The 25700-nt window shown below is 64.3% G+C and carries 18 protein-coding genes; 11 read left to right on the top strand and 7 right to left on the bottom strand.

Annotation, left to right across the window (positions count from 1 at the left end):
* Window positions 1–3: 3 nt before the first annotated feature.
* Window positions 4–1197: an efflux RND transporter periplasmic adaptor subunit gene (locus tag XH88_RS15705; protein ID WP_271669205.1), complete on the bottom strand. Its 1194-nt coding sequence runs from the start codon at window positions 1195–1197 to the stop codon at window positions 4–6.
* A gap of 588 nt (window positions 1198–1785) precedes the next feature.
* Here XH88_RS15705 and XH88_RS15710 point away from each other — a divergent pair.
* The gene (locus tag XH88_RS15710; protein WP_271669206.1) at window positions 1786–3492 is read left to right on the top strand and encodes a phospholipase C; all 1707 of its coding nucleotides are present in this window, start codon (window positions 1786–1788) and stop codon (window positions 3490–3492) included.
* 17 nt (window positions 3493–3509) lie between these two features.
* Entirely contained in the window at window positions 3510–4853 is a 1344-nt protein-coding gene (locus XH88_RS15715; protein WP_271669207.1) for a cytochrome-c peroxidase, read from the top strand.
* Here the strand turns inward: XH88_RS15715 and XH88_RS15720 are convergent.
* The 3 genes from XH88_RS15720 to XH88_RS15730 form a co-directional block, all read right to left on the bottom strand.
* The gene (locus XH88_RS15720) at window positions 4850–5923 is read right to left on the bottom strand and encodes a hypothetical protein (protein WP_271669208.1); all 1074 of its coding nucleotides are present in this window, start codon (window positions 5921–5923) and stop codon (window positions 4850–4852) included. The two genes, XH88_RS15715 and XH88_RS15720, sit on opposite strands and share 4 nt — an antisense overlap.
* A gap of 91 nt (window positions 5924–6014) precedes the next feature.
* Window positions 6015–7502: a flavin-containing monooxygenase gene (locus XH88_RS15725; protein ID WP_271669209.1), complete on the bottom strand. Its 1488-nt coding sequence runs from the start codon at window positions 7500–7502 to the stop codon at window positions 6015–6017.
* Window positions 7503–7610: 108 nt separating this feature from the next.
* Window positions 7611–8060 (bottom strand): cupin domain-containing protein, encoded by a 450-nt coding sequence (locus XH88_RS15730; RefSeq protein ID WP_057743125.1) that lies wholly within the window; start codon window positions 8058–8060, stop codon window positions 7611–7613.
* A gap of 184 nt (window positions 8061–8244) precedes the next feature.
* Here XH88_RS15730 and XH88_RS15735 point away from each other — a divergent pair, with 184 nt between their 5' ends.
* On the top strand, window positions 8245–9270 hold the full coding sequence (locus tag XH88_RS15735) for an AraC family transcriptional regulator (protein WP_271670359.1): 1026 nt from the start codon (window positions 8245–8247) through the stop codon (window positions 9268–9270).
* A 105-nt stretch (window positions 9271–9375) separates the two neighbouring features.
* Here XH88_RS15735 and XH88_RS15740 read toward each other — a convergent pair whose 3' ends face one another.
* Window positions 9376–11217 carry an ATP-binding protein gene (locus tag XH88_RS15740; RefSeq protein ID WP_271669210.1) on the bottom strand — a complete coding sequence of 614 codons (1842 nt, stop codon included), beginning with the start codon at window positions 11215–11217 and terminating at the stop codon, window positions 9376–9378.
* A 145-nt stretch (window positions 11218–11362) separates the two neighbouring features.
* Window positions 11363–11995 carry a cupin domain-containing protein gene (locus tag XH88_RS15745; RefSeq protein WP_271669211.1) on the bottom strand — a complete coding sequence of 211 codons (633 nt, stop codon included), beginning with the start codon at window positions 11993–11995 and terminating at the stop codon, window positions 11363–11365.
* 220 nt (window positions 11996–12215) lie between these two features.
* On the opposite strand from XH88_RS15745, the gene XH88_RS15750 reads away from it, so the two are divergent.
* The 8 genes from XH88_RS15750 to XH88_RS15785 all read left to right on the top strand — a co-directional run bounded on the left by XH88_RS15750 (window position 12216) and on the right by XH88_RS15785 (window position 24423).
* A complete protein-coding gene (locus XH88_RS15750; protein ID WP_271669212.1) occupies window positions 12216–13910 on the top strand; it encodes a peptide ABC transporter substrate-binding protein in 1695 nt (564 codons plus the stop codon).
* Between the two features lie 15 nt (window positions 13911–13925).
* A complete protein-coding gene (locus XH88_RS15755; protein ID WP_271669213.1) occupies window positions 13926–14876 on the top strand; it encodes an ABC transporter permease in 951 nt (316 codons plus the stop codon).
* A gap of 3 nt (window positions 14877–14879) precedes the next feature.
* The gene (locus tag XH88_RS15760; protein ID WP_271669214.1) at window positions 14880–15755 is read left to right on the top strand and encodes an ABC transporter permease; all 876 of its coding nucleotides are present in this window, start codon (window positions 14880–14882) and stop codon (window positions 15753–15755) included.
* 34 nt (window positions 15756–15789) lie between these two features.
* Window positions 15790–17118, top strand: a complete 1329-nt coding sequence (locus tag XH88_RS15765; RefSeq protein ID WP_271669215.1) for an NAD(P)/FAD-dependent oxidoreductase — start codon at window positions 15790–15792, stop codon at window positions 17116–17118.
* A gap of 7 nt (window positions 17119–17125) precedes the next feature.
* A complete protein-coding gene (locus XH88_RS15770) occupies window positions 17126–18052 on the top strand; it encodes a 2-hydroxyacid dehydrogenase (RefSeq protein WP_271669216.1) in 927 nt (308 codons plus the stop codon).
* Window positions 18053–18061: 9 nt separating this feature from the next.
* The gene (locus XH88_RS15775) at window positions 18062–19930 is read left to right on the top strand and encodes an ABC transporter ATP-binding protein (protein WP_271669217.1); all 1869 of its coding nucleotides are present in this window, start codon (window positions 18062–18064) and stop codon (window positions 19928–19930) included.
* A gap of 335 nt (window positions 19931–20265) precedes the next feature.
* A complete protein-coding gene (locus tag XH88_RS15780; RefSeq protein WP_271669218.1) occupies window positions 20266–20778 on the top strand; it encodes a hypothetical protein in 513 nt (170 codons plus the stop codon).
* A 315-nt stretch (window positions 20779–21093) separates the two neighbouring features.
* Window positions 21094–24423: an adenylate/guanylate cyclase domain-containing protein gene (locus XH88_RS15785; RefSeq protein WP_271669219.1), complete on the top strand. Its 3330-nt coding sequence runs from the start codon at window positions 21094–21096 to the stop codon at window positions 24421–24423.
* Between the two features lie 48 nt (window positions 24424–24471).
* On the opposite strand, the gene XH88_RS15790 is transcribed toward XH88_RS15785, so the two are convergent.
* Window positions 24472–25695 (bottom strand): polyhydroxyalkanoate depolymerase, encoded by a 1224-nt coding sequence (locus tag XH88_RS15790; protein WP_271669220.1) that lies wholly within the window; start codon window positions 25693–25695, stop codon window positions 24472–24474.
* Window positions 25696–25700 lie beyond the last annotated feature (5 nt).

A 25700-nucleotide genomic window follows, 5' to 3' on the forward strand; every position in this document is an offset into this window, starting at 1 on the left:
CCCCTACTTGCTCGAGGCCTGCGGTTGCTCGATCTTGGTCTGCTGCGGGTCGATCTTCTGGCCCGGGATCACGCGCAGCAGCCCCGAAATGACCACGCGATCGCCAGGCGTCAAGCCGCTTTCGATCACGCGCAGGCCGTTGTCGACGGGCCCGGTCTGCACCTTGCGCTGCTCGACGACGTTGTCCTTGTTGGCGACCAGCAGATAGCGTCCGCCCTGGTCGCTGCCGAGCGCCGTATCAGGAACGAGGAGGGCGTCCTTCTCCTGGGTGAAGGGCACGCGGACGCGGACGAAATAGCCGGGGAGCAGCACCCTCTTGTCATTGGGCACGAGGCCGCGCACGGCAAGCGTGCCGGTCGATGAATTGAGCGTCGGCGCGACGTAGTCGAGCTTGCCCTCATGCGGATAGCCGGTCTCGGTCTGGAGACCGATTTCGATTGGGAATTGCTTGAGGTCGGCCGCCGTCAGTCCACGACGCGCGGCTTCGGCGCGGATGCGCAGCACGTCCTGCTCGTTGACGGTGAAGTTCACGTAGATCGGATCCATCGCGACAATGGTTGCGAGCTGGGTCGGGGAGGAGACGCCGACGAGCTCGCCGATCGAGATCATGTGCGCGCTGACGATGCCGTCGAACGGCGCGGTCACCTTGGTGTAGCCGTAGTTCACCTCGGCGAGCTTGGTGTTGGCCTGGGCCTGCTGGAGGTTGGCCTGGGCGTTGTCGCGGGTCGACGTGGAGGTGTCCAGCGTCGCCTGCGAGACGGCCTGCCGCTGTACGAGATCGCTTTGGCGTTTGAAGTCGGCTTCGGCCTGCCGGAGCGAGGCTTGTGCGCCGGTCTCGGCCGCCTGCGCCTGGTCGAGCTTGAGCTTGTAGGTCTCGGGCTCGATCGTGAACAGCTGGGTCCCCTGCTTGACGAAGGTGCCGTCAGTGTAGTCGATCGTTTGCAGAAAACCCTGCACGCGCGCGACCAGATCGACGCTCTTGATCGGGGCGGTGTTGCCGGTGGCCTCGACGTAGCGCGTGATCGGACGCTGCACCGGCGTTGCGACATCCACCTTCGGCGGCGGCGGCGCGACGAACGTGTTCTTGTCCTCGCAACCGGCGAGCGCAACCACGGCTGCTGCGGCGGCCATCGCCCACCCGCTACGCTTCCACGTACCGCGAGATTGCGTGAGATCGGCGGGATTCGCTGCGGTCATTCGGTGCCCCCGATGATTGTCTGTCGGTGCGGCAGGCTACCAACAAATACCGGGTCGTGAAACACCATAGCCATGGCAGTCACGGCCCTTGCACTGCAAACAGCGTCGTGGCCTCTGACAGGTTTGTCGCGACAAATCGCTTTTCATCGCGGGCACGATCAACCAGAATTGTGTCAAAGGCTGCGTGACGGAGCCAGGCGGTCGGAAGAAGAAAGGTGAGGAGAAGGTGACATGTCCAGGCTCCTCCACCCGGCTCTTGCTCGCCGCGTTGTCGCCGTTGCGGGGCCGTGACCACCGGCGTCTTGCGCCATGCCTGGGACAATAACCGGAAGGATGCGCCGATCCGTAGCGAGCGGCATCCCCGGCGGCGGCCATTTGCTGCGGCTCCCTATCGAGCGGTGGCGCGGATAGCCGATCAGTATCTCAGCTCGCTCGATCGACAGCGTCCGCGACAAGGTCTGCTGCAGCCGAGGCCTGCAACATTTTCTGTCCGAACAACAGCGCAAGATGTCTCTTGCGTTAAACTGACACAGCTCTGTCACCCGTGATCGCTACGGTTGCGCGGTCAATCCTTCGGGGCAAACAAAAATGAAATCCAGATATTTGACGACGGTCGCGATTTTCGCGGCCGCGACGACCCTTGCGTGCAGCATTCCCGTTTTCGCCGACGACTTCGGCCGGAGCGGCGATCGCGACGACAATCATCGTCATCCGCATGACATTCATACGGAAACACCGATCAAGCACCTCGTGATCATCTTCAACGAGAACCGTTCGTTCGACCATTATTTCGCGACCTATCCGCACGCGGCCAATCCACCCGGTTCGATCCCCTTCGTGCCGAAGCCGCATACGCCGAAGGTGAACAACCTCGCCAATGCGAACCTGCTGGTGAATAACCCCAACAACAACCCGGCCAACGGCGCTGGCGCGACCGATCCGTTCCGTCTCGACCGCACCCAAGCCAACACGCGCTCGCAGAACCACGCCTACACGCCCGAGCAGGAGGCCGTCGACAACGGCAAGGAAGACCTATTCCCGAAATTCACTGGCCGCGGCACTGCCGGCGGCGCCGGCGCGTTTGGCACCAATGGTCAGGTGATGGGCTATTTCGACGGCAACACCACAACTGCCTTGTGGAACTACGCCCAGCACTTCGCCATGAGCGATAATGCCTGGACCGACACCTTTGGTCCGTCGACGCCCGGTATGCTCGAGGTGATCTCGGGGCAGACCAACGGCGCCGTGAACGTCGTCGGCACCTCGACCCAGACCGTTCCCGATGGCCAGGGCGGCCTGACGCTGATCGGCGACACCGACCCGGGCATCGATGTCTGCTCGAGCACGACCAGCACCGTGCTGATGAACGGCAAGAATATCGGCGATCTGCTCAACGACGAGCACATCAGCTGGGGCAGCTTCATGGGCGGTTTCGACCTGACGCTCAAGAACGCCAACGGCACCACCGGATGCGCGCGCAGCACCTTTTCAACCGTCGTGGGTGCCGCCACTGCGGACTACATCCCTCACCACGCCTGGTTCCAGTACTACAAGTCGACCGCCAACCCGACTCATGCCCGGCCGAACTCGGTGCGCGCGATCGGCCATACCCACGACTTCAACGGCAAGGTCGATCCGGCCAACCACAATTACGATCTCGAAGACTTCTACGCGGCGGTGAAGGCCGGCAACTTCCCGGCTGTCTCCTACGTCAAGCTGTCGGCCTATCAGGACGGTCACGCTGGATACTCCGATCCGCTCGACGAGCAGGCCGGCACCGTCGAGGTGCTCAACTTCCTGCAGAAGCAGCCGGAATGGCGCGAGACTGCCGTCATCATCACCTACGACGATTCCGACGGCTGGTACGACCATCAATATATCGCGCCGAAGTCCGCCTCGTATGATCCGACCGCCGATCAGGTCACCGGTCCCGGCCTGTGCGGCCTCGGTCCGACCAAGCAGCCGGCGCCAAACGGCCTCGGCGGCAAGCCGGTCAACGGCCGTTGCGGTCCGGGCACGCGGATTCCCTTCATCGTGGTCTCGCCCTACGCCAAGACCAACCACGTGAGCAGCACCTACATCTCGCAGGCTTCCGTGGTCCGGTTCATCGAGGACAACTGGCTGCGCGGCAAACGTCTCGGTGCAGGCTCGTTCGATGCGACCTCGGGATCGATCATGGACCTGTTCGACTTCGAGCACGATCACAGTCACGATTTCCGCACCGACGCGCTGTTCCTCGATCCGACCGCCGGCACGGTCATCGTCAGTCCGCCGGACGAGCACCATCACCACTAGTCCGGCAAGGACATCCTATGCCCAGCCGCACCTTGTGGCTCCTCGGCGCCGGCCTGCTCTCGCTGGCCGGCGCCGTCTTTGCGGCCGAGACGCGAGGACTGGCCGAGGCGACCCAATCGGGCGTCAACCCGAACCCGGTTCAACTCTACCGTCCACAGGCCGCGCCGCTCTCGGCGATGGCGCAGCTCGGCAAGGCGATCTTCTTCGACGCGTCGTTGTCGTCATCCGGCGCGCTGTCCTGCGCGTCCTGCCACAGCCCGGATCATGCCTATGGCCCGCCCAATGACGGGCCGGTCATGCTCGGCGGCGCCGACCTGACGCGGCAGGGCGCGCGTGCGGTGCCATCGTTGACCTATCTGGAGCGCCAGCCGAATTTCAGCATCGGCCCCGACAAGGGCGACGACGACAACATCATCGACCTCGCGCAGATGGCCGCGCTCGGCCAGCAGGCCGCGCGCGCGACCAAGACCGCGGGCGGCACCAAGGCCTCGGCCAATATCGTACCGCAGGGCGGCCTGTTCTGGGACGGCCGAGCCGATACGCTTCAGGACCAGGCGCTGTTTCCGTTGCTCGATCCCAACGAGATGGACGGCGGCAGCGCGGAGATCGTCGTCGAGAAGCTGCGCCACGCGCCCTATGCCGAGCGGTTCGTCGAGCTGTTCGGCGCCGGCGTGCTGAAGAATCAGCGGCTGCTGATCGCGGAGGCGATGTTCGCCGTCGCGCGCTATCAGGTCGAGGAGCCGGGCTTCCATCCCTACACCAGCAAGTACGATTATTGGCTCGAGGGCAAGGCGCGGCTGTCCGAGAGCGAATTGCGCGGCCTGCGATTGTTCAACGATCCCGACAAGGCGAATTGCGCCGGCTGTCATACTTCGGCGCCGACCCGCGACGGCTTGCCGCCGATGTTCACCGACCACCAATATGAGGCGCTCGGCGCGCCACGGAATGCCGCGCTCGCCGGCAACAAGGATCCCGGCTATTTCGATCTCGGCATCTGCGGTCCCCATCGCACCGACGTCTCCGAGCAGACGCAATATTGCGGCATGTTCCTGACGCCGACGCTGCGCAATACCGCGACGCGTCACGCCTTCTTCCACAACGGCGTGTTCAAGACCCTGGAAGAGGTGCTCGAGTTCTACAATTTCCGCGACACCAATCCGGAGAAGGTGTTTCCGCGCGCGGCCGACGGCACGGTGCGGAAGTACGACGACCTGCCGCAAAAATATCACGGCAATGTCGATGTCATCGATCCGCCCTTCAACCGTCGCCCCGGCGACAAGCCGGCGATGACGGAGCAGGACGGGGCCGACATCATCGCGTTCCTGAAGACGCTGACCGACGGATACCAGGTGGAGAACTAGCGCCCTTTGATCTCCGCATACTTCACCATCGCCTTGTCGAACTTGCGCTTGAACAGCCACATCGCGCCGAGGATTTCGCGGAAGCTGGCCGAGCTTCGGGCCCGGTCAGTCTTGCCGAAGGCGAAGATGCTGTTGTTGCGCAGGTGCTTCATGATGGTGGGATTGGACACGCGGTAGTTCAGGAGGTCGCCCGAGCTCAGCGCGGCGCGCGTCGGCGTCGGGATGATCTGGATCAGCTCGAACAACTTCATCTGCTCGATTGGATCGGGCAGCGTCTTCACGATTGCGGGGATCTCGCGGAACAGATCGGCGTGCGCGTTCATGAGCCCGTCGCGCACATTGGTCCAGTGATTGAAGCGGCGGTCGGTGCCGCGCGACCGCGCCTCCTCCTTGTCGTCGCGGGCGTTCAATGCGGGATCCAGCGTCGCGATCGTACCCTTGATGGCCTCCCATTTGCGCTGGCCGTTGCGGTCCTCGGAGGGGCCGGTCTGGAGACTGCCCATATAGGTGTTCGAGCGCGCATTGCGGACGTTCTGCTTGCCGTTGGTCTCGGCGTAGAACAGCCCGAGGCTGATGCGGCCTGCGGCGGCAGCGTCAGTCGGCGCAAGGCCTTTCGCGCGCGCAATCGCGGCGCCGAGATCGACGACGTCCCTGAACGGCGTTGCCGAATCCTGCGCGCTCGCGGGCGGCGCCTCCATGATCTCGAAGATGTCGGCATATTCGTCGACCAGCGGCTCGATCGCGGCATCGAAATAGGCCGGCGGAATCCCGAACTTGTTCGGCTTGCCGATCCGCGACGGCATGGCATCGGTGAGATCCTTGTAGGTGCTGATAACTGCGACACGGGCGAGATAAAGCGCCTGGCCCGGCAGGTTCGGCAGCTTTTGCTTCGTTTCGATCTGGCGGCGCCGCTCCGCCAGGATCGCTTTGAAATCGGCGAGCGCGCGATCGTAGGCGGCTTGCGCTTCCGATTGCGCCGGCGTCGGGGCCTGCGCCCGGCTTGCGGCGGGCGCCGTGAGGAGGAGCGCAAGCGCCGCCACGGCCGCGGCGGCGTGACATCGTCGTCCCATGACGAGTTCCCATGTCCCGGAGATTCGTCGATCATGGGATCGTAAGCATCAAACCTGCGACCTGGCGAGTTTCAAATCGGGTTGTCCGATCTCATATTGCCGCCCGGTACTCCGGCGCCGAAGCCAGGAAGCTGGCATAGGCGTCCGCGTCGGGCGGTTGGAAACGCCCGGCGAGCCCGACGCGCTTTTGCTGCTTCGCACCGATATCCGCCATCAGCTCGTCGAAATGGCGGTAGTGATATGGCGCAACGCAGAGGCCGCCATAGACGCCGGCGGCCGGCCGCTCGACCCGCTTGAAGTGCAGCATCATCTCGATGTTGTCGCGCATCTGCTGCGCGGTCGGCTGCCGTGCGAGTTGTCCGTCGGCATAGCGCACCAGCCAGTTCGCGGCGAGGTCGGCGCAGAGCACGGTGCAGAACGAAGAGTTGAAGCCGACGAAGCCGAGGTCAGGCAGGTCAGGGTTGGCGATCAGACGGTAGAGCCGGTACTGCCCGTCGGCATCGACCAGCTTTTGCTGATAGGCCTCGGGAAGGAAGGGCACGCCGAGCTTGTAGCCGATCGCGAGCACGGCGACCTCGGTGCCGACACGCTCGCCGCCGCTCATCACGATCGTGTCGCCTTCATAATGATCGAACGTGCCGAACACCGCCTTGATCCGGCCGTCGGCGACCATTGGATAGAAGCCCGGCGTTGCGATCGGCACAGAGCAGTTGACGCCGTCCTCGATCCGCTCCTTCGGCACCATCTTGCACTTGTTGAGCTTGAGCTGCGCCTTCAGCAGGCTCTCCAGCCCGCGCCAGTTCGCCCAGGCCAGCGGTGCGGAGATGCGGTGCGCGAGCCGCGCCATCGTGCTCGCATCCCAGCCCTGAAACATCTCCTCCTGCGCGCGGATGTAGAGGATGCGCTTGAAGTTGACGAGCCCGCCGATGAAATAGGGGATACGCCACACCGGCTCGCGCATCACGATGGTGACCTCGCGCGCGCCCGACTTCACCGCGTTCACGGCGATGTCGGTCGCCGATTTCGAGCCACCGAGCACGACGACGCGGCGTCCCTTCGCCAGTGCCGGGTCGCCGTATTTCGATGAATGCAGGATCTGCCCGCCCTGCGCCAGGAAACCGTCTTCGCCGGGGCAATGCAGTTCGCGGGGCTCGTTGAACTGCCCGATGCAGACCGCGACGAAATCGAAATCCTCGTTGGTGCTCGCGCCGTTCTTGGTCGTCAGCGTCCAGCCTGGCTTGCCGTCGGCGCGCCGCGCCATGCCGGCGACTTCGGTGTTGAGGCGCAGCATGTGGTCGAGCCCGAACCTCCTGGCGTAGTCTGCGAGATAGGCATGGACCTGCGGTCCCGTCGGCCATTCCGGATAGGTTTCAGGCATGGCGAGATCGGTGTAGCGGTAGAGCTCCTTCGGGCTCTGGGTCTGCACGTCGGGGTAGGAGCGTGCCGGCTCCCAGACGCCGCCGAGATCGCCGCTGCGCTCGACGATGGTGACGCGGTGGCCGTGGGCGGAGAACGCCTTTGCGGTGGCGAGGCCGGAGACGCCGGCGCCGATCACGCAGACATGCTTGGGGCTGACCATGGGAGGGCTCGCAATCGATGTGGTTTGCGCGCAAGCGGCCTCGTGCGGCCGCAAGGCGCGGCCGGCGGAGCTGCAAGCTGATGAAGGGTGAACGAGGAGGCGGGATGCCTAGTCGTTGGCCTCGGGCGGCAGGAAGTCGACCTCATGCAGCGCCGAGATGCGCACGACCTCGGCGGGGTCGGTCAGATTGTGGAGCTGATTGAACAGCGCCTCCAGCTTCTGCATCGGCGAGACCCAGAACAGCGCGCGGCACGGTTTGTCGGACTTGTTGAAATAGCCGTGCGGAATGCCACGCGGCATGCGCACGAGATCGCCGGCATGGGCCTTGACCCAGACGCCGTCGAGCTTGAGGTCGAGCGTGCCTTCCTGCACCAGGATGAACTCGTCCTGGGTCGGATGGATATGCACCGGCACGAACTGGCCGGGATCGCTGTTGGTCTCGAACGCAAAGGTGGAATCGGTGACGGCCTTGGGGAAATAGACCTGGCCAAGGATGTTCCAGCTCTTGCCGCCATAGCCCGTGCCGTTTGCGGTAATGCCCTTTTCGAGTGCAGTCATGGCTTGCTCCTCATGGATTCCGGCGGGGACAGAGCTTCGGACAGCTATGGCCCCCTGTCTATCCGCTAAACGAATCCGGCGAGCCTATTGCCATGCAGCACGACGATTTCGCGACACGGCCCTTTTCGCTTTCGGGCAATTATTATAGGCTTAAAGCAATTCCGGGACGCCAAGCGTGGTCGAAATGTCCGCAGCCGTGCAGGAAATGAGCGCAAGGGTGTCCCAAGCGGAACGGCTTGCGGCCTTCGCGCGCGTCACCACCGATGATGTCGATGAAGCGGCCGAACAGATCGGGCGCATCTTCTGTCCGCACGATCTCAAGCCGGCAGGTGCGCGTGCAGCCGGCTTCTCCGCGCGGCACAATTGCGCTAATTTCGACGGCTTTTCCATCAACTACGTTGCCTATGGCGGATCGGTCAGCATCGATCCCGGCTGCCTCGACCGCTTCTTCCTGGTCCAGATCCCGCTCTCGGGAGCAGCTCGCATTCGTGTCGGCGCCGGCGAATTCGATGCTGCCCCTGGCCGGACCGCCTCGCTGCTATCGCCAACCATCCCGACCCGGATGATTTGGAGCGACTGTGCGCAGGCGATCCTGCTGCTCGATCGTCGCATGGTCGAACAACGTGCTGCGGCGCTGTCCGGCTCGGCGGCCGGCCCGGTCGAGTTCGATCCCGCGGTCGACCTGAACACGCCCTCCGGCCAGGCCTTGCGAACCAGTCTTGCCGAATTGACGACGCTTGCCGAACGGCTCGGACCATCCGGCCTGACGTCGCCGATCGCCATGGCCGATTGGCGCGAGATGCTGCTCGATCGTCTTCTCAACGGCCTGCGGCATGGCCGGTCGGATGCGATCAGGACGTTCTCGGGGCGAGCCGAGCGTTTGCCGCGCGCGCTCCGTGCCGCGCGCGACCATCTTGCCGAAAATGCCGGCGAGCCGCTCGACCTCGCGCAACTTGCCGGCGCGGCGGGGATCGGCATCCGTGCGCTCCAGCTCGGCTTCCGCCGTCACTTCGGGCTATCGATTTCGGAGATGCTGCTCGACATGCGCCTCGCCGGTCTGCACACGCGGCTCGCGCAGGCCTCACCCGACGTCTCGATCACCGACATCGCCTTCGACCTCGGCTTTACCCATCTCGGCCGCATGGCCGGGGCCTATCGCGAAAAATTCGGCGAGACGCCGTCGGCGACGCTGCGGCGGCGGATGAGCTGAAGTCGGGCGCGAGCGGTCGTCTTCACCTCTGCCCGTCGTGTCCACCTCTCCCCGACGGGGAGAGGTGAACCCTCGGCTGGCACTGGTTCCACCGAGAGGCGGGCGCTACTTCGAGCCGCGGTCTTCGGCGGCCTGTCTGCGCAGAAAACCCTCGAGGTCTGCCTGGACCGAATAGGGCGTCGGGATCGCATCGCCCACGGCGTCGACGGCGGTGTCGAGCGAGCGGCGCAGCAGGCGAGCCAGCTCGGCCTTGCGGTACGGCTTCGTCAGAAGCGGCGCGCCCATGGTGACGCCTCCCTGCGCGTGCTGGGAGTCGTGAGCGTAGCCCGACGTGAACAGCACGCGAAGCGAAGGACGTGCGGCCACCATCCGGTCGGCGAGCTCGCGCCCGTTGGCGCTTCCGGCCATCACGATGTCGGTGAAGAGCAGGTCGAACGGCGTGCCGTCGGCTGCAATCGCCAGCGCTTCGGCCGCGTTGGCGGCGGGGAGGACCTTGTAGCCGAGGCTCTGCAGCTGGACCGTGACGTATTGGCGGACGTCGGGGTCGTCCTCGACGCATAGGATGGTCTCCGTCCCGCCCACGACCTTGCGCGCATCATAGCTTGCGGGGCGAAGCGCGCTGGTCTCGGCCTTCGGCAGATAGATCGTGAAGACCGTGCCGTGGCCTTCTTCGGATTTCACCTTGATGCCGCCGCCGGATTGCTTGACGAAACCGAACACCATGCTGAGTCCGAGACCAGTGCCCTTGCCGACCTCCTTGGTCGAGAAGAATGGATCGAAGATGCGTTCAAGGATCGCCTGCGGAATGCCGGTGCCGGTGTCGGCGATCTCGATCTCGACATAGTCGCCAGCGTAGCCGGCGCCGACGGCGAGGGCCTCGCGCACGCCGAACACCACGTTGCGTGTCGTCAGCGTCAGGCGCCCGCCGTCCGGCATCGCGTCGCGGGCGTTGATCGCGAGGTTGAGCAGCGCTGAGGAGAGCTGTCCGCGGTCGGCGAACGCCAGCCGGACGCTGCGGTCGAACTTCCTGACGATCTCGATCTTGTCGAAGGTCGCGAGCAGCAGCTTCGCGAGCTCTTCGAGCAGGTCGTTGACGTCGATCTCGGCCGGCTGAAGCGCCTGCTTGCGCGCAAAGGACAGCAGGCTCGAAGTCAGCGCCGCGCCGCGATCCGCGGCCTCGCTGATCAGCTTGGTGATGGTGGCGAGGGGCGGATTGTCCTTCACGGCCTCGGCGAGGATCTCGATCGTGCCCGTGATCACCGTGAGCATGTTGTTGAATTCATGCGCGATGCCGCCGGTGAGCTGGCCGATTGCTTCCATCTTCTGGGCCTGGATCAACTGTTCCTCGGCCGCGCGCTTCTGCGTCAGATCCTTGACGAAGACGTTGACGATGGTGCGACCGCCGAGGCGAAGCGCCGTGCTCGACGCCTCGACCAGCATCGCATCGCCGTTCCGGTGCACGAGGCTCACCTCGAAACGGATGCCGATCGGCGTATCGGACAGTTCCGGCAACATCCGCATCATGCGTTGCCTGAAGCGCGATCGCAGTTGTTCGGCGACCAGCAGATCGACGACGTCGGCGCCGATCGCCTCCGGCCGTGACCATCCGGTCAGCGCCTCGGCCTGCAGGCTCCACTCCAGCACGATGCCGGCATCGTCGGTTTGAATGAAGGCGTCGAGCGCGCTCTTGATGATGGCTTGGGTCATCTGGGCGCCATCCGCACGCGCCTGCCCGGCCAGTTGTGCGGCGGGCTTGTCCTGAGATCTTGCGATCCTGTCTGCGCAGAATCGCGCGAGCAGCACCGCAACGGCGGCGCTTGCGAGCAGGGCGATGATCTGGGCAATGCCGAACCCGGGTCCGGCTACGGCATAGCAGACGAGGAGAGCCGCAGCGGTCACGACGGTCTGCACCGTCATCGCGCGTGTCAGAAGCCCCCTGAGTTTCATGGTCTCGCACCGAGGACGTTAGCCGCGGACCCCAAGGGACCTTCAAAGGGACTTCCAAGTCCGCCCGGTCAAATGAGTCCGGCCCCAGTGAGCTACAGGCTCGCTGCGGCGGCGTCGAGGCAATTTTTAGCGGGGCGCGGGTCGATCAACCAGCAGGCGAATCGGTCTGGCGCAGCGTCGTGACCCAGATCACGCGCGCGGTCTGCTGGGTCGGGTTGTCGAACATGTGCGGCACGATGCTCGGGAAGCGGAAGCTGTCGCCCGCTTCGAGCATATGGGCCTGGTTGTCGAGCCACAGTCGCAGGCTGCCGGAGAGGATATAGCCGGCCTTCTCGCCGGTGTGTTGCAGGAAATCGGTGCCGGAGGAAGCACCGGGATTGAGCGTGAGCTCGTAGAGTTCGAGCTGGCCCTTGCCCTCCGGCGTCAATGCTTCCTTGACGACACCGCTGGCGGTGAGGCGCAGCAGGCGCCTGGCGTTCTTGCGCACGATATAGCGCTGCACGTCGCCGGAATCGCTGCTCTCGAAGAAGTAGGAGATCGGCACGTCGAGCGCGATGCTGAGCAGCCGCAGCGTGCGAATCGACGGCATGGCGCGCGCGCGTTCGAGCTGGCTGATCATGCCGGTGGAGAGGCCGGTCTTGTTGGCGACGTCCTGGATCGACAGACCGGCGCGCTGACGCAGCAAGCGCACGGTTTCGCCGAGGCGCTGGTCCACGGTATCGTCGGTCTCCGTTGTCGAGACGTCCTTCGGAGCGTTCGTGTCGCCGCGACCGTCCATGTCGCTCTCCCATGCATCGTCCGAAACCCGGAACGCATCGGTCCGTGGCTTTCAGCCGGAGTGAAAAGGTCGCGCATATTAGCAATGCGATTGACAGCTGTATTTAGTCATGATGAAATTTTGGCTGAAAAATTTAGAAGCACTAAAGCCCACTCCTGTCCCCTTGCCGGGGTTTCGGGGGCGCGGGAGACGGTGCCGCGTGCGGGAACGGAGACTGGTCATGGCAGACAGCACCGGCAAGCTCGGCGTTGGGGGACTGCATCACTTTGGCATTCCTACGCGCCGTCAATTCTTCCAGCTTGGCGCAGGCGCGGCGGCGGGATTGACGCTTCCAGGCAACGCCTTTGCGCAGACCGAGCGCCCGACCAGTCCGCCGGACAAGCCGCGGGGCCAGGTGATCGCGGCGCTGTCGCAGGAGCCGACGCTGTTTCATCCGCTGATGCCCGGCATCGAGGTCGATCAGGGCGTCTGGTGGCAGGTGTTCTCGCTGCTCTGGTTCATCGATCCCGAAGGCAATTTCGTTCCGGATCTGGCGCGTGAGGTCCCGACCATCGAGAATGGCGGACTGTCGGCCGACGGTCTGACCTGGAAGATCAAGCTGCGCAGCGACGTGAAGTGGCACGACGGCACGCCCTTCACGGCGGAGGACGTGAAGTTCTCGCTCGAGCTGATCAACGATCCCAATTTCCGCGCCCGCAGCCGTGTCGGCCACAGCCTCGTCAAGGACATCAAGGTCGTCGCGCCGGACGAGATCCACTGGCGCATGGAGGCGCCCTATTCGCCCTACATGTCGATCCTGGGGTCGCTGACCTTCATCGTGCCGAAGCACATCCTGGAGAAGGTCTCCGATCCGAACGCCTCGCCGTTCCACAACGCGCCTGTCGGTACCGGCCCGTTCCGCTGGGGCGAGCGCGTGCCCGGCGACCACATCCTGCTGAATGCGCATACGGGCTATCACGGCAAGGGACCCTACGTCGAACGCGTGGTGTTCAAATACATTCCCGACCTCACCGTGCTCTACACCCAGTTCCGTACTGGCCAAGTCGACTACACCGGTTTGCAGGGCATCCTGCCGAACTTCGTGCAGGAGGCGAAGACGCTGGAGGGCCGCAAGATCGTCGTCTCCTCGACCTCCTCGGTGGAGCACATTGCGCCCAACCTCGAATTCGGTCCCTTCGCCGACCGCGCGGTGCGCGAGGCGCTTTACTTCGCCATCAACAAGCAGGCGATCATCGACGCGCTCTATTACGGCCTGCCGACGCAGACCGAGAGCTTCGTGCCGCAGCAGGCCTGGTCGTTCCAGCAGGGGCTGCCGCAGCACAAATACGATCCGGCGAAAGCCAATGCGCTGCTCGACGCGGCTGGCTGGGTGCGCGGCTCCGGTGGCGTGCGCGAGAAGGGTGGCATCAAGCTCGAATTCACCAATTCGACGACAGCGGGCAGTGCCGTGCGTGAGCAGTGCCAGCAACTCCTGATCCAGGACTGGCGGGCCATTGGCGCTGCGATGCGCGTCAACAACATGCCCGCGGCGGTGATCTGGGGCGACTTCTGGCAGCAATCGAAGTTCAATTCGGTCATCGTCGGCGTGAACTTCATGCTGGGCAGCGATCCCGACGTGACGCCGCGCTTCGGCTCCGGCGCCATTCCCGCCAAGGGCGGCCGCGGCTACAACACCTATCAATACCAGAGCGCGGAGGCCGATCGGCTGCTCGCGCAAGGCGCCAAGCAATTCGATCTCGCTCAGCGCAAGACCACTTACGGCGAGCTGCAGAAGCTCATCCGCAATGACCTTGCGATCCTGCCGCTGTTTCAGGGCTTCATTGCCGAAGGCGTGAAGGAGGGGCTGCAGGGCTTCCGCCCCAACATCAACACCTCGATCAACAGCTGGAACATGCGCGAATGGTACTGGGCCTGATCAGGATCGCCTGAGGTGGCCCGCTACGTCCTCAATCGCCTGGCGCAGGCGGTCATGCTGCTGGTGATCGTCTCGGCGATCGGCTTTGCCATCCTGCATCTGGCGCCCGGCGGTCCGCTCTCGCAATTCGCGGCGTCGGCGCAAATGACGCAGGAGGACCTTGACCGCGTCACCAAGCAACTCGGCCTCGATCGCCCGCTGCCGATCCAGTATCTCGACTGGTTCGGCCGCATGTTGAAAGGCGACTGGGGCAGGTCCTATCGCGACGGCGAGGCGGTGCTGTCGGTGATCTCCTCGCATCTCGGCGCAACCCTGGAATTGATGACGACAGCGACCATCATTGCGGTGCTGCTCGGCTGCTGGATCGGCATATCGGGCGCGCTGCGACGATACTCGTTGTTTGACTCGCTCGCGACCGTCGGCGCCATGATCGCGCTCTCGATCCCGACCTTCTGGTTCGGCCTCGTCGCCATCTACGTGTTCTCCGTGAAGCTCGGCTGGCTGCCGGCCGGCAACCGCGAGACCGTCGGCGACGGCTCCTTCCTTGACCTGCTGCATCATCTGATTGCGCCGGCCATGGTGCTGGCGCTGGTCGAGACCGCGATGTGGGGGCGTTTCATGCGCTCCTCCATGCTCGAGGTCATCAACCAGGATTACATCCGCACCGCGCGCGCCAAGGGCATGCCGGAATGGCGCATCCTCACCGTACACGCGCTTCGCAATGCGCTGCTGCCGATGATCACGGTTGCCGGTCTTCAATTCCCGACGCTGCTCGGCGGCGCGCTGGTGGCCGAGACCGTGTTCACCTGGCCCGGCATGGGGCGGCTGTTCCTCGATTCGATCGGCTATCGCGACTATCCCGTGGTCATGGGGATCCTGATGTTCTCGGCAATGATGGTGCTGATCGGCTCGCTGCTTGCCGATATCCTCTACGCCGTCGTCGATCCGCGCATCCGGGTGGGCTAGGCGATGACGGCCGCGACACTCTCCACCGTTCAACTCGCGCCCGGCCAGGCCGCATGGCGGCGGTTCCGCCGGCATCGGCTGGCGCTCGCCGGTGCCATCATCATTCTGGTGCTGGTGCTCGGCTCGGCCTTCGGTCCCTATCTGCTGCCGTTCGACGACACCTATATCGACATCATGAAGCGATTCGCGCCGCCCCTCTCCGGCGCGCATATTCTCGGCACCGACGAACTCGGCCGCGACGTGCTGGCACGCCTGATGATGGGTGCGCGCATCTCGCTCTCCATCGGCTTCGTCGCGATGGTGATCGCGATGGCGGTCGGCATCGTCGTCGGCGCCTTTGCCGGATTTTATGGCGGAGTGGTCGGTGCCGTCCTGATGCGGCTGGTCGACGCGGTGCTGTGCTTTCCGACCATCTTTCTGCTGCTGGCACTGGCCGCGCTCACCGAGCCCGGCTTCGCCACCACCACCGTGCTGATTGCGGCGACCGCCTGGATGTGGGTGGCCCGCGTCGTCGAGGCCCAGGTGCGTTCGCTGCGGGAACGCGAGTTTGCGGTGGCCGCGCTCGCCTTCGGCTCGTCCAATCTGCGCATCATGTTCCGCGAGCTCGTCCCCAATGCGATCGCGCCGATCGTGGTGGCGGCGACGCTGAACGTCGCCAAGGCCATCCTGCTGGAATCCTATCTCAGCTATCTCGGCTACGGCATCCAGCCGCCGGCCGCGAGCCTGGGCAACATGCTCAACAACGCGCAGATCTATCTGACCAGCGCGCCGTGGCTCGCGATCGCGCCGGGCGTCGCCATCACGCTCGCGGTCACGAGCTTCAACTTCCTCGGTGACGGCCTGCGCGATGCGCTGGATCCGCGAATGAACATCCCATGACAAAAAGACTTGAACCGATCTCCAGGAGTGCATCATGTCCCCGCCGCTCAACCGTATAAACAGCGACGAACGCCTGCCGGCACGGGCGGACGTCGTGGTCATCGGTGGCGGCGTCATCGGCGTCTCCGCCGCCTATCACCTCGCCAAGAAGGGGCTCTCCGTCGCGTTGGTCGAGAAGGGCCATGTCGGCGGCGAACAGTCCAGCCGCAATTGGGGCTGGTGCCGCCAGCAGGGCCGCGCGCGTGAAGAGATTCCGCTCGCGCGCGAAGCCTTGCGTTTGTGGGAAGACATGCAGAACGACGCCGGCGTCGATGCCGGCTTCCGCCGCACCGGCGTGCTGTTCCTGACCAAGAGCAAGGACGAGCTCGCAAGCTGGGAGCGCTGGGCGGCGGTCGCGCGCGAGATGCAGGTGCACTCGACCGTGCTGACGCCGGCTGAGGTTGCCGAGCGCATGCCCGGCAATACCGATCAATGGGTCGGTGGCCTGCACACCCCGAGCGATGGCCGCGCCGAGCCATCGATGGCCGTGCCCGCGCTCGCGACTGCCGCGCGGAAACATGGCGTCACCATCCACCAGGGCTGCGCCGCGCGCGGGCTGGAGACGTCAGGTGGAAAGGTCAGTGCCGTCGTCACCGAAAAGGGCACCATCTGCACGCAGGCGGTGCTGCTGTCCGGCGGCGCATGGTCTTCGCTGTTCTGCCGCCGCCACGGCATCGAGCTGCCGATCGGCCTCGTCAACGCGACCGCATGCCGGACCACGCCTGGGCCGGAGATCACATCGGGGGCGCTCGGCACCGATTTCTATTGCATTCGTCGTCGCCTCGATGGCGGCTTTACGCTGGCGCTGCGCAACCGCGGCACGGTGGAGCTGTCACCCGACCTATTCCGCTACGCACGCACCTTCTGGCCGACCTACCAGCATCGCAGGAACGGATTGAAGATGTCGTTCGGCAAGTCGTTCTTCGACCAGCTCATGCGCGGCACCAGCTGGAGCTTTGACACGCCGTCGCCGTTCGAGGCCGAGCGCGTGCGTGATCCCGCGCCCGACATGTCCCTGGTCAACGCGGCGCTGGCCTCGCTGATCAAGGCGAACCCGGAGCTGAAGGACATCGAAATCGCGGAAGCCTGGGGCGGCACCATCGACTGCACGCCTGATACAATTCCCGTGATCTCGCCGGTCGATGCGCTGCCGGGCTTCTTCCTCGCCACCGGCTTCTCCGGCCATGGCTTCGGCATCGGTCCCGCAGCCGGTAAGCTTGCTGCCGACATTGTCACGGGTGCGACGCCGCTGGTCGATCCCGCCGCCTACAGCCACAAGCGCATGATCGACGGCCGTCGGCTCGCGCCGGTCAGCCCGTTCTGAGGATTGCATGACGGTCCTCTACAAGGCCAACATGGTGCGCGGCGCCCAGTGGGCGCGCTTCTTTGCAGAGCGCGCGCCCGATGTGCCGTTCCGGCTGTGGCCTGACATCGGCAATGCTGCCGAAATTCGTTATCTCGTGGCCTGGGTCCCGCCGGACGAGATCGCGACGACCTTTCCCAACCTCGAGCTCGTCTTCTCGGTCGGCGCGGGCGTCGATCAGTTCGACGCCACGAAAGTGCCTCCGCATATTCCGCTGGTCCGCATGATGGAGCCCGGCATTGCCGAGACCATGGTCGAGTACGTCACCATGGCCGTGCTGGGCTTGCATCGCGATCTCCTGCATTTCATCAACCAGCAGAAGCAGCAGGTTTGGCGCGAAATCCGGATTAAGCCTGCCAGGCGGCGGCGCGTCGGCGTGATGGGGCTGGGCCAGCTCGGGCAGGCCGTGCTCGAGCGTCTTAAGCTGTTAGGCTTTCCGCTGCTCGGTTGGAACCGCTCGCCCCGAATGATCGAGGGCGTGAGCTGTTACACCGGTGTGGAGACCTTGCCGGAGTTTCTCGCGCAGACTGACATTCTCGTCTGCTTGCTGCCGCTGACTGAGGAGACCCGCGGCATCCTCAACGCCGATCTGTTCGCGCGATTGCCGCGCGGGGCAGGGCTGGTCAATGTCGGGCGCGGCCCTCATCTTATCGAAGCCGACTTCCTTGCGGCGCTCGACAGCGGCGCGCTGTCCGGGGCCGTTCTTGACGTCACCGATCCCGAGCCGCTACCTGCGGGTCATCCGTTCTGGACCCATCCACGCATCCTGCTGACGCCGCACAATGCTAGCATGACGACGCCGGATACGGCCGTCGATTTCGTGCTCGACGTCATCGCGCGTCACCGCCGCGGCGAGGAGCTGCCGGGCTTGGTCGACCGTAGTCGTGGCTATTAGGACATTCGCATGAGCATGGGCGTAAGCGGAGCGAACCGGGTGATCGCCGAAGCGCAGTCTCCCGTGCTGTCCGTCTCGGGCCTCACCACGTCGTTCATGCTCGAGCGCCGATGGGTTCCCGTCGTCCGCAACATCTCGTTCGACATCGCGCCCCGCGAAACCGTGGCGATCGTGGGCGAGTCCGGCTCGGGCAAGAGCGTCACCGCGCTCTCGATCATGCGGCTCATTCCCAAGGAGATCGGCCGCGTCGAGGGGCGCATCATGCTCGCCGGCCGCAATCTGCTGGCGCTGCCCGAGACTGATATGAAGGACATCCGCGGCAACGACGTCGCGATGATCTTCCAGGAGCCGATGACGAGCCTCAATCCGGTGCTCACGATCGGTTTCCAGATTGCGGAAGCGCTGATCCAGCATCGCGGCCTGTCGCGCGCGGCGGCGGAGGCCGAGACCGTCCGTCTGCTCGATCGGGTTCGCATTCCCGCGGCAAAGTCGCGCTTCCACGAGCATCCGCATCGCTTCTCCGGCGGCATGCGCCAGCGCGTGATGATCGCGATGGCGCTGGCCTGCAAGCCCAAGCTCCTGATCGCGGACGAGCCGACCACGGCGCTCGATGTCACCATCCAGGCGCAGATCCTGGAACTGCTGAAGGAGCTTCAGCAGGAGGAGGGGATGGCAATTCTTTTCATCACCCACGACATGGGCGTGGTCGCCGAGATCGCGGACCGCACGGTCGTGATGTATGGCGGGCAGGCAGTGGAGACCGACGCGACCGCGCGCATCTTCGCTTCACCCGCGCACCCCTACACCCGCGCGCTGCTCGCGGCCGTGCCGCGGCTCGGCTCGATGGATGGACGCGTGCGGCCAATGCGTTTCCCGATCGTCGACAAGGTGACGGGCACGTCGGATGAGCCGGCGGAGACGCCCGATACGGTCTCGGCCGCCGAGCGGCCTCTCTTGGAGGTCTCTAATCTTACCACGCGCTTTCCGATCCGCTCGGGCCTGTTCGGGAAGGTCTCGGGCCGCGTTCATGCGGTCGAGAACGTCTCCTTCACACTCCGCGCCGGCGAGACGCTGGCGCTGGTCGGCGAGTCCGGCTGCGGCAAGTCGACCACCGGCCGCTCGATTCTCAAGTTGACCGAACCTGACAGCGGCACCGTGCTGATCGACGGCCACGATGTGCTCGCCATGAACGGCCGCGCCTTGCGCGACTTCCGCAAGCACATGCAGATCGTGTTTCAGGATCCCTTCGCGAGCCTCAATCCGCGCATGTCGGTGGGCACGGCGATCGCAGCCCCGCTGCTCGCCAATGGGCTCGCCACGGCCGCGCAAGCGCGCGACAAGGTTGCTGGCCTGCTCGAGCGCGTTGGTCTTTCCGCCGACATGGCGGCGCGCTTTCCGCACGAATTCTCCGGCGGCCAGCGCCAGCGCATCTGCATTGCGCGCGCGCTCGCGCTTGGACCGAAACTGATCGTCGCCGACGAAGCCGTCTCCGCCCTCGACGTCTCGGTCAAGGCACAGGTCGTCAATCTGATGCTCGACCTTCAGGCGAGCATGGGCCTTGCCTATCTCTTCATCTCCCACGACATCGCGGTCGTCGAGCGCATGAGCCATCGCGTCGCGGTGATGTATCTCGGCGAGATCGTCGAGATCGGCCCGCGCGCGGATGTGTTCGGCAATCCGCAGCATCCCTACACGAAGAAGCTGATGGCCGCCGTGCCGCTGCCCGATCCTGCACGCCGCGGTACCAGGCGCGAAGCTTCGAACGAGGAGATCAGAAGCCCGGTGCGCGCGCCGGGTTACCGGCCGCCGGTGCGACAATATCGCGAAGTCTCGCCGGGGCATGTCGTGCAGGTCTGGGGCGAGGAGTGGTCGGCCTGACTGCGTAGCTTCGCACGTCCTCCGGAGATTGTGACCGGATGAAGCGGCAGAGAACAGCAATCTGTGAACCGCTTCATAGTCCTTCCGTGACGTTTTGAACTACCACTCCCGCAAGAAATTGCCGCACCCGGCGCTAGCTGACAGACACGGGTGAGTTGCAATGTCTGCGCAGCCGCGTGCTCGCAGCTTTGGATTGGCTCTCGCCTTCGCGAGCAAGTCAGTCCCATCACTCAGCAAAGATCTTTCTGAACTGGAAGGGCATCGAGAACCGCGTCCCGGCAGATTCTATTCGGGGTCGGCCAGTAGGCTGCCAATTACTCAGAAGGAGCCCCCTCATGAAGGTAAGCAGCACAATTTTCGGCGCATTTTCCCTCACACGTTACGTGGGCGGTCTTCGGATCGCCCGCTCCAGTCTGATCAAGTCGGCCCATATCCTTGAAAGAATCGGGCTGGCGGCCGTAGGAGCGTCCTGCGGCCTCTATGTGGGTGCGACCCTGTTGCGTCAGAAGGACGGACTGTTTGAAAGCGGCTGGATCGTGCTGATAACAATGCTGTTCGGCGCTCTGAGCTATTATGTCGGGATAGACCTGTCCGGCAGCGTCGCACGGCGGCCAAACTCGGGTATCTCGGAAGAATGGAACGGTTCCGAGCCGGCTGAAATTATGAGTGCGGCCGGAACGTTCGGCGCGGCGATTGCCGCGACTCTGTCCGTCAGCATTCTTGTCCTTGATCAGGATCTATCGAACGCTCTGACAGGCTTTGTTGCGGGCTGCTGGGCAGTCGGCTCTTCGCTTCAGGTTGCGGCGGGGACTATGGCTCGCAGCCATGAAGCGCCGACGAACGAGTGATTAAGGTATTGCGCTCACGAAAGATGGTCGCGTGGCGTTGTACGCGACCACAAACCAGCAGTGCTGATTGGCTTCGGATCTGGAGTGAGTCGTGACGAATTGCCGCAACCCCTGCCGTCAAACGCTGCGCGCCAGCAATGTTGGTCGCGCAGCCGTTCGCATCGAGCCGCGTCTCGACGGAAGCGTCATCGGTAACGAGTAACCTAATTTTCGCAAAACAAAACAAGGCGTGCCATCATAGTGCCGTTGGCATATTGTCTCGGCGCGGCCGTGGTCCAAGTGTCTGCTAATCGCCAGCCATGAGATGGGTGAGCCATGCAGATTGCGGAGTGGCTCGGGAAGCTGGGGCTTGGGCAATACGCGGAGCGTTTTGCCCAGAATGGGATCGATGTGGACGTCCTCCCCGAGCTGATGGACGAGGATTTTGACAAGCTTGGGGTCCTGCTCGGTCATCGCCGCAAAATGCTGCGTGCCATCGCCGATCTCGATCCGGCCGCATTGATCGCATCGCCGGCTCCCGCTCACGACGCCGAGCGGCGCCACCTCACCATCATGTTCTGCGATCTGGTCGGCTCGACTGCGCTCTCGGCGCGTCTCGATCCCGAGGATATGTGGGAAGTGATCCGGACCTACCGCGCGGCGTGCGCGCGCGTCGTTGCCGCTTATGACGGAAGGATAGTCAGGTTCGTCGGTGACGGAATACTGGTCTATTTCGGCTATCCGCGAGCCCACGAAGACGATGCGGAGCGCGCAGTGCGCACCGGTCTCGACATAATCTCCGCAATTCGTCAGCTCAAGACAGGCGCCGGCGAACGGGTCGAGCTGCGGATCGCAATTGCGACCGGGCTTGTGGTGGTGGGCGATCTCATCAGCGGAGATGCGTCAGAGGAGAACGCGACCATCGGCGACACGCCGAACCTCGCTGCGCGGCTTCAGAGCCTTGCCGAGCCGGGGGTGGTCGTCGTTGCGTCATCCACTCGCCGGCTGCTTGGGGATCTCTTCACTTTTCGCAATCTAGGCCGCCGTGAAGTCAAGGGGATAGGCGAGCCCATCGCGGTGTGGGCGGTGGAGGGAGCGACCGCATCCGAGAGCCGCTTCGAAGCGGTCCGTGCCGCGCGCTCGATCGGCTTTGTCGGCCGCAAGGATGAGATCGAATTCATCCTCTCGCGCCAGCGGGAGGCATGGCAGGGCCAGGGCCAGATCGTACTGATTTCCGGCGAAGCGGGCATCGGCAAGTCTCGCATCGTCGCAACGCTGTCCGAAAGTCCCTCGTTGGGGAAGCATCGTCGGGTTCGGTATCAGTGTTCGCCTTACCATACAAACAGCGCGCTTCACCCGTTCGTCGCGCAGCTCGAACGCGCCGCCGGAATCCGCTCGCACGACACGCCGGAACAAAGGCTCGACAAGCTCGAGGCCATGCTGGCGCTTGGAACGCGGCAGGTCGCTCGGGCGACACCGCTCATTGCGGCTCTGCTTTCGATTCCGACCGGCGACCGTTGCCCGCCGCTTGGCTTAAGTCCGGCGCAGCAGCGGCGACAGACATTTGCCGCCCTTCTCGATCAGCTTGAAGGGTTGGCGCGAGGTCAGCCTCTACTTATCATCTGCGAGGATTTGCATTGGGCCGATGCCACGACTCTCGAGCTGTTTGATCTCGCGGTCGATCGGATCAGGGCGCTGCCGATCCTCGTGCTCATGACATCCCGGCCGGAATTCGAGCCTTCCTGGTCGGGCCTTGCCAACGTCAGCCTGCTGCGGCTCGACCGGCTCGATCGGCAGGACACTCGCGCGCTGGTGGAACAGGTGGTTGTCGGCCGCCAGCTGCCGCGCGAGATGATGAAGCAGATCATCGACAGGACGGATGGCGTCCCGCTATTCGTCGAGGAGCTGACCAAGATGGTGCTGGAGTCCGGCCTGCTGGTTGAAGATGCCGGGCGCTATCGCCTGAATAGTCCGCTCCCGCCGCTCGCTATTCCCGCCACGCTACAAGACTCGCTGATGGCGCGACTCGACCGGCTCGCTCCAGTCAAGGAGGTGGCGCAGATCGGCGCCGCCATCGGCCGCGACTTTTCATACGCGCTGTTGAAATACGTGGCGGGACGCGATGATCTGACGCTGAGTGCTGCGCTGGAACAACTTGAAGAGGCCGAACTGCTGCTGCGCCGTGGATCTCCGCCCGATGCAAACTATAGTTTCAAGCATGCCCTTGTTCAGGAAGCGGCCTATGAGAGTCTGCTCAAGAGCAAACGGCAGCTGCTTCACACGAGAATTGGCGAGGTCCTGCGTGAGAAGTTTCCCGTTGTGGCAGAGACCGAGCCGGAAGTTCTGGCGCGTCACTTCAGTGAGGCGGGGGTGAGCGAGGTCGCCCTCGAATGGTGGCGCAAGGCGGGCCAGCAGGCGCTGAAACGCTCTGCCTATTCCGAGGCGGTCGCTCATCTAGGCAAGGCCGTTGCGATCGCTGACGAGCTGCCTGACGAGCCCCGCCGGATGATGACCAGGCTACATCTTCAAATCTCATATGGCCGTGCACTCAGGGGGAGCCTCGGGCACAGCGCTCCCGAAACGATCTCGGCATGGACGCGTGCGCGCCAGTTCGCCGCCGACATTGATGATCCCGTTGAACTTGCGCCGGTTCATTCGGGCCTCTTCAATGCCTGCCTGACGCATGGCGAATTCGCTCCGATGCGGGAGCTGGTGGATACCATCAGGAGCGCCGCTGACCGACGACCGGACTCGTCGGTGGCGGCTGTAGTTGCCCATTGGACGGACGGCGTCACCTGCTGGTTCGGCGGCAAATACGTGAATGCGCGAACGCATCTTGAGCAGGCGCTGGCCATCTATGGTGCCGAACCGGATCCCGCGACATTCCGAGCCTCGGCGTTGGATCTTCCGTTTGTGATCATGAGATTCCTTGCCCTGGTGCTGTGGCCGCTCGGAATTACGGCTCGCGCACGCAAGCTCGCCGCCGAAGCGGTGGGTGCCCCGGGGGAGACCCGGGCGCTTTCCCGGGCCAACGCGCTGGTTCATCGCGCCGTGTTCGATGGGGTCTGCGGCGGCATGTTGCAGCAAACAGAGACGATCCTGGCGCTCGGTCTCGCGCGCGACCACACGATGCCGCTGTATGTGGCCGCGGGCACCTACCTGAATGGCCTCGCCAGGTGGCGTGCCGGCGACCGAATGGCCGGACTGGCGGACATGCGTCACGGCTGGACTTTGCTGCACGAGAACGATTGTTACCTCTGCGAACCATTTTGGGGGATGCACGTCGCCGTGGCGAATGCAGAGGTGGGCGGGGTCGGAGCGGCGCTGGAAATCCTGAACGACGTGATCGACCGGACCGCACAGTCCGGCCAGCATTGGCTTGATGCCGAGCTGCATCGTGTCCGCGGAAGACTTTTGTTGCGCTATGGTTCTTCAAACGAATCCAGCGCCGAAGACGACCTCAAGCGATCGATCGAGATCGCGCGACACCAGCAGACGAAGACCTTCGAGCTGCGCAGTGCGATTGGACTTGCCCGCCTGCACAAGGCAAATGGCCGGGCAGGTGAGGCATCCGAAGTGCTCGCGCCCGTGCTCGCTCAATTCGAAGCAGAGCACGGCCTTCCTGAGCTCGTGGAAGCGAAAGAGCTGCTCACGCAAGAGCATTAGGCACGCGTCGTTTCCCTGGCAGGCCGTCTTGGCGGCTGGGAATGATGGTCACGAATTCACGTGCACGAAATCCCGCAGCAGCGGGTAGATCTCGTTGTTCCAGCGTTTTCCCGAGAACACGCCGTAGTGGCCGACGCCGGCCTGCATGTGATGGACGCGGCGATAGGCGCGCACGCCGGTGCAGAGGTCTTGCGCGGCCAGCGTCTGCCCGATCGAGCAGATGTCGTCCTTCTCGCCCTCGACGGTCATCAACCCCATGCGGCTGACGGCCTTGGTGTCCACCGGGCGGCCGCGATGCATCAGCTTGCCGAGCGGCAAGAGGTGCTCCTGAAACACGTCGCGCACGGTCTCGATGTAGAACTCGGCCGGCAGATCCATCACGGCGAAATATTCGTCGTAGAAGGTCTTGATGGTCGCGGCCTTCTCCGTCTCGCCCTTGGCGATGTGGTTGGCGAGATCCATGTGCTGCTTGATGTGGCGCTCGAGATTCATCGAGACGAAGGCGGTGAGCTGCACGAAGCCGGGATAGACTTTCCGGAACGCGCCGCGGCACTGCACCGGCACGTAATTGATCAGGTTGCGCTCGAACCATTCGATCGGCTTGCTCTTGGCGAATTCATTGACCTTGGTCGGCTGGATCCGCGTGTCGATCGGCCCCGCCATCAACGTCAGCGTCGCCGGCCGCGAGGGATGGTTGCCCTCGCACATGATCGCGGCGGCTGCGAGCGCCGAGACCGACGGCTGGCAGATCGCGACCATGTGCGGGCGAGGGCCGAGCTGGCCGAGGAAGTCGATCAGATGCTCGGTGTAGTCGTCGAGCCCGAAGCGGCCTTCGCTGCGCGGAATGTCGCGCGGATTGTGCCAGTCGGTGATGTAGACGTCGTGGTCCTGCAGCAGCGTCTTCACGGTGCCGCGCAACAGCGTTGCGAAATGGCCGGACATCGGGGCCACCAGCAGCATGCGCGGCTGCTCGGTCACGCCGTGTTTCCTGAAGTGCAGCAGCGAGCCGAACGGCGTCGCGTAGGCGATCTCCTCGCTGACGCCGACCTCGCGATTGCCCACCATCACGCTCTCGATGCCATAGGCCGGACGGTCATAGGTGAGGGTGGAGCGCGAGATCAGCTCCAGTGCCGCCGAGAGCCGACCGACGACCTGGTCCGACATGCCCTGTGGGACCAGATTGAGGAATTTCAGCGCGGACGAGGCGCCCGCCCGAAATGGCGCGGTCAGGTCCATCTGGTTCTGAAAAGCCTGATAATACATCGACATCATACGGA

The sequence above is a fragment of the Bradyrhizobium sp. CCBAU 51627 genome (assembly GCF_028128765.1).
Classification (GTDB): Bacteria; Pseudomonadota; Alphaproteobacteria; order Rhizobiales; family Xanthobacteraceae; genus Bradyrhizobium.

Bases quoted from the DNA above. Each gene is read 5' to 3' on its own strand.
- XH88_RS15705 (WP_271669205.1), bottom strand. From the start codon at position 1,197: ATGACCGCAGCGAATCCCGCCGATCTCACGCAATCTCGCGGTACGTGG.
- XH88_RS15710 (WP_271669206.1), top strand. From the start codon at position 1,786: ATGAAATCCAGATATTTGACGACGGTCGCGATTTTCGCGGCCGCGACG.
- XH88_RS15715 (WP_271669207.1), top strand. From the start codon at position 3,510: ATGCCCAGCCGCACCTTGTGGCTCCTCGGCGCCGGCCTGCTCTCGCTG.
- XH88_RS15720 (WP_271669208.1), bottom strand. From the start codon at position 5,923: ATGGGACGACGATGTCACGCCGCCGCGGCCGTGGCGGCGCTTGCGCTC.
- XH88_RS15725 (WP_271669209.1), bottom strand. From the start codon at position 7,502: ATGGTCAGCCCCAAGCATGTCTGCGTGATCGGCGCCGGCGTCTCCGGC.
- XH88_RS15730 (WP_057743125.1), bottom strand. From the start codon at position 8,060: ATGACTGCACTCGAAAAGGGCATTACCGCAAACGGCACGGGCTATGGC.
- XH88_RS15735 (WP_271670359.1), top strand. From the start codon at position 8,245: ATGTCCGCAGCCGTGCAGGAAATGAGCGCAAGGGTGTCCCAAGCGGAA.
- XH88_RS15740 (WP_271669210.1), bottom strand. From the start codon at position 11,217: ATGAAACTCAGGGGGCTTCTGACACGCGCGATGACGGTGCAGACCGTC.
- XH88_RS15745 (WP_271669211.1), bottom strand. From the start codon at position 11,995: ATGGACGGTCGCGGCGACACGAACGCTCCGAAGGACGTCTCGACAACG.
- XH88_RS15750 (WP_271669212.1), top strand. From the start codon at position 12,216: ATGGCAGACAGCACCGGCAAGCTCGGCGTTGGGGGACTGCATCACTTT.
- XH88_RS15760 (WP_271669214.1), top strand. From the start codon at position 14,880: ATGACGGCCGCGACACTCTCCACCGTTCAACTCGCGCCCGGCCAGGCC.
- XH88_RS15765 (WP_271669215.1), top strand. From the start codon at position 15,790: ATGTCCCCGCCGCTCAACCGTATAAACAGCGACGAACGCCTGCCGGCA.
- XH88_RS15770 (WP_271669216.1), top strand. From the start codon at position 17,126: ATGACGGTCCTCTACAAGGCCAACATGGTGCGCGGCGCCCAGTGGGCG.
- XH88_RS15775 (WP_271669217.1), top strand. From the start codon at position 18,062: ATGAGCATGGGCGTAAGCGGAGCGAACCGGGTGATCGCCGAAGCGCAG.
- XH88_RS15780 (WP_271669218.1), top strand. From the start codon at position 20,266: ATGAAGGTAAGCAGCACAATTTTCGGCGCATTTTCCCTCACACGTTAC.
- XH88_RS15785 (WP_271669219.1), top strand. From the start codon at position 21,094: ATGCAGATTGCGGAGTGGCTCGGGAAGCTGGGGCTTGGGCAATACGCG.
- XH88_RS15790 (WP_271669220.1), bottom strand. From the start codon at position 25,695: ATGATGTCGATGTATTATCAGGCTTTTCAGAACCAGATGGACCTGACC.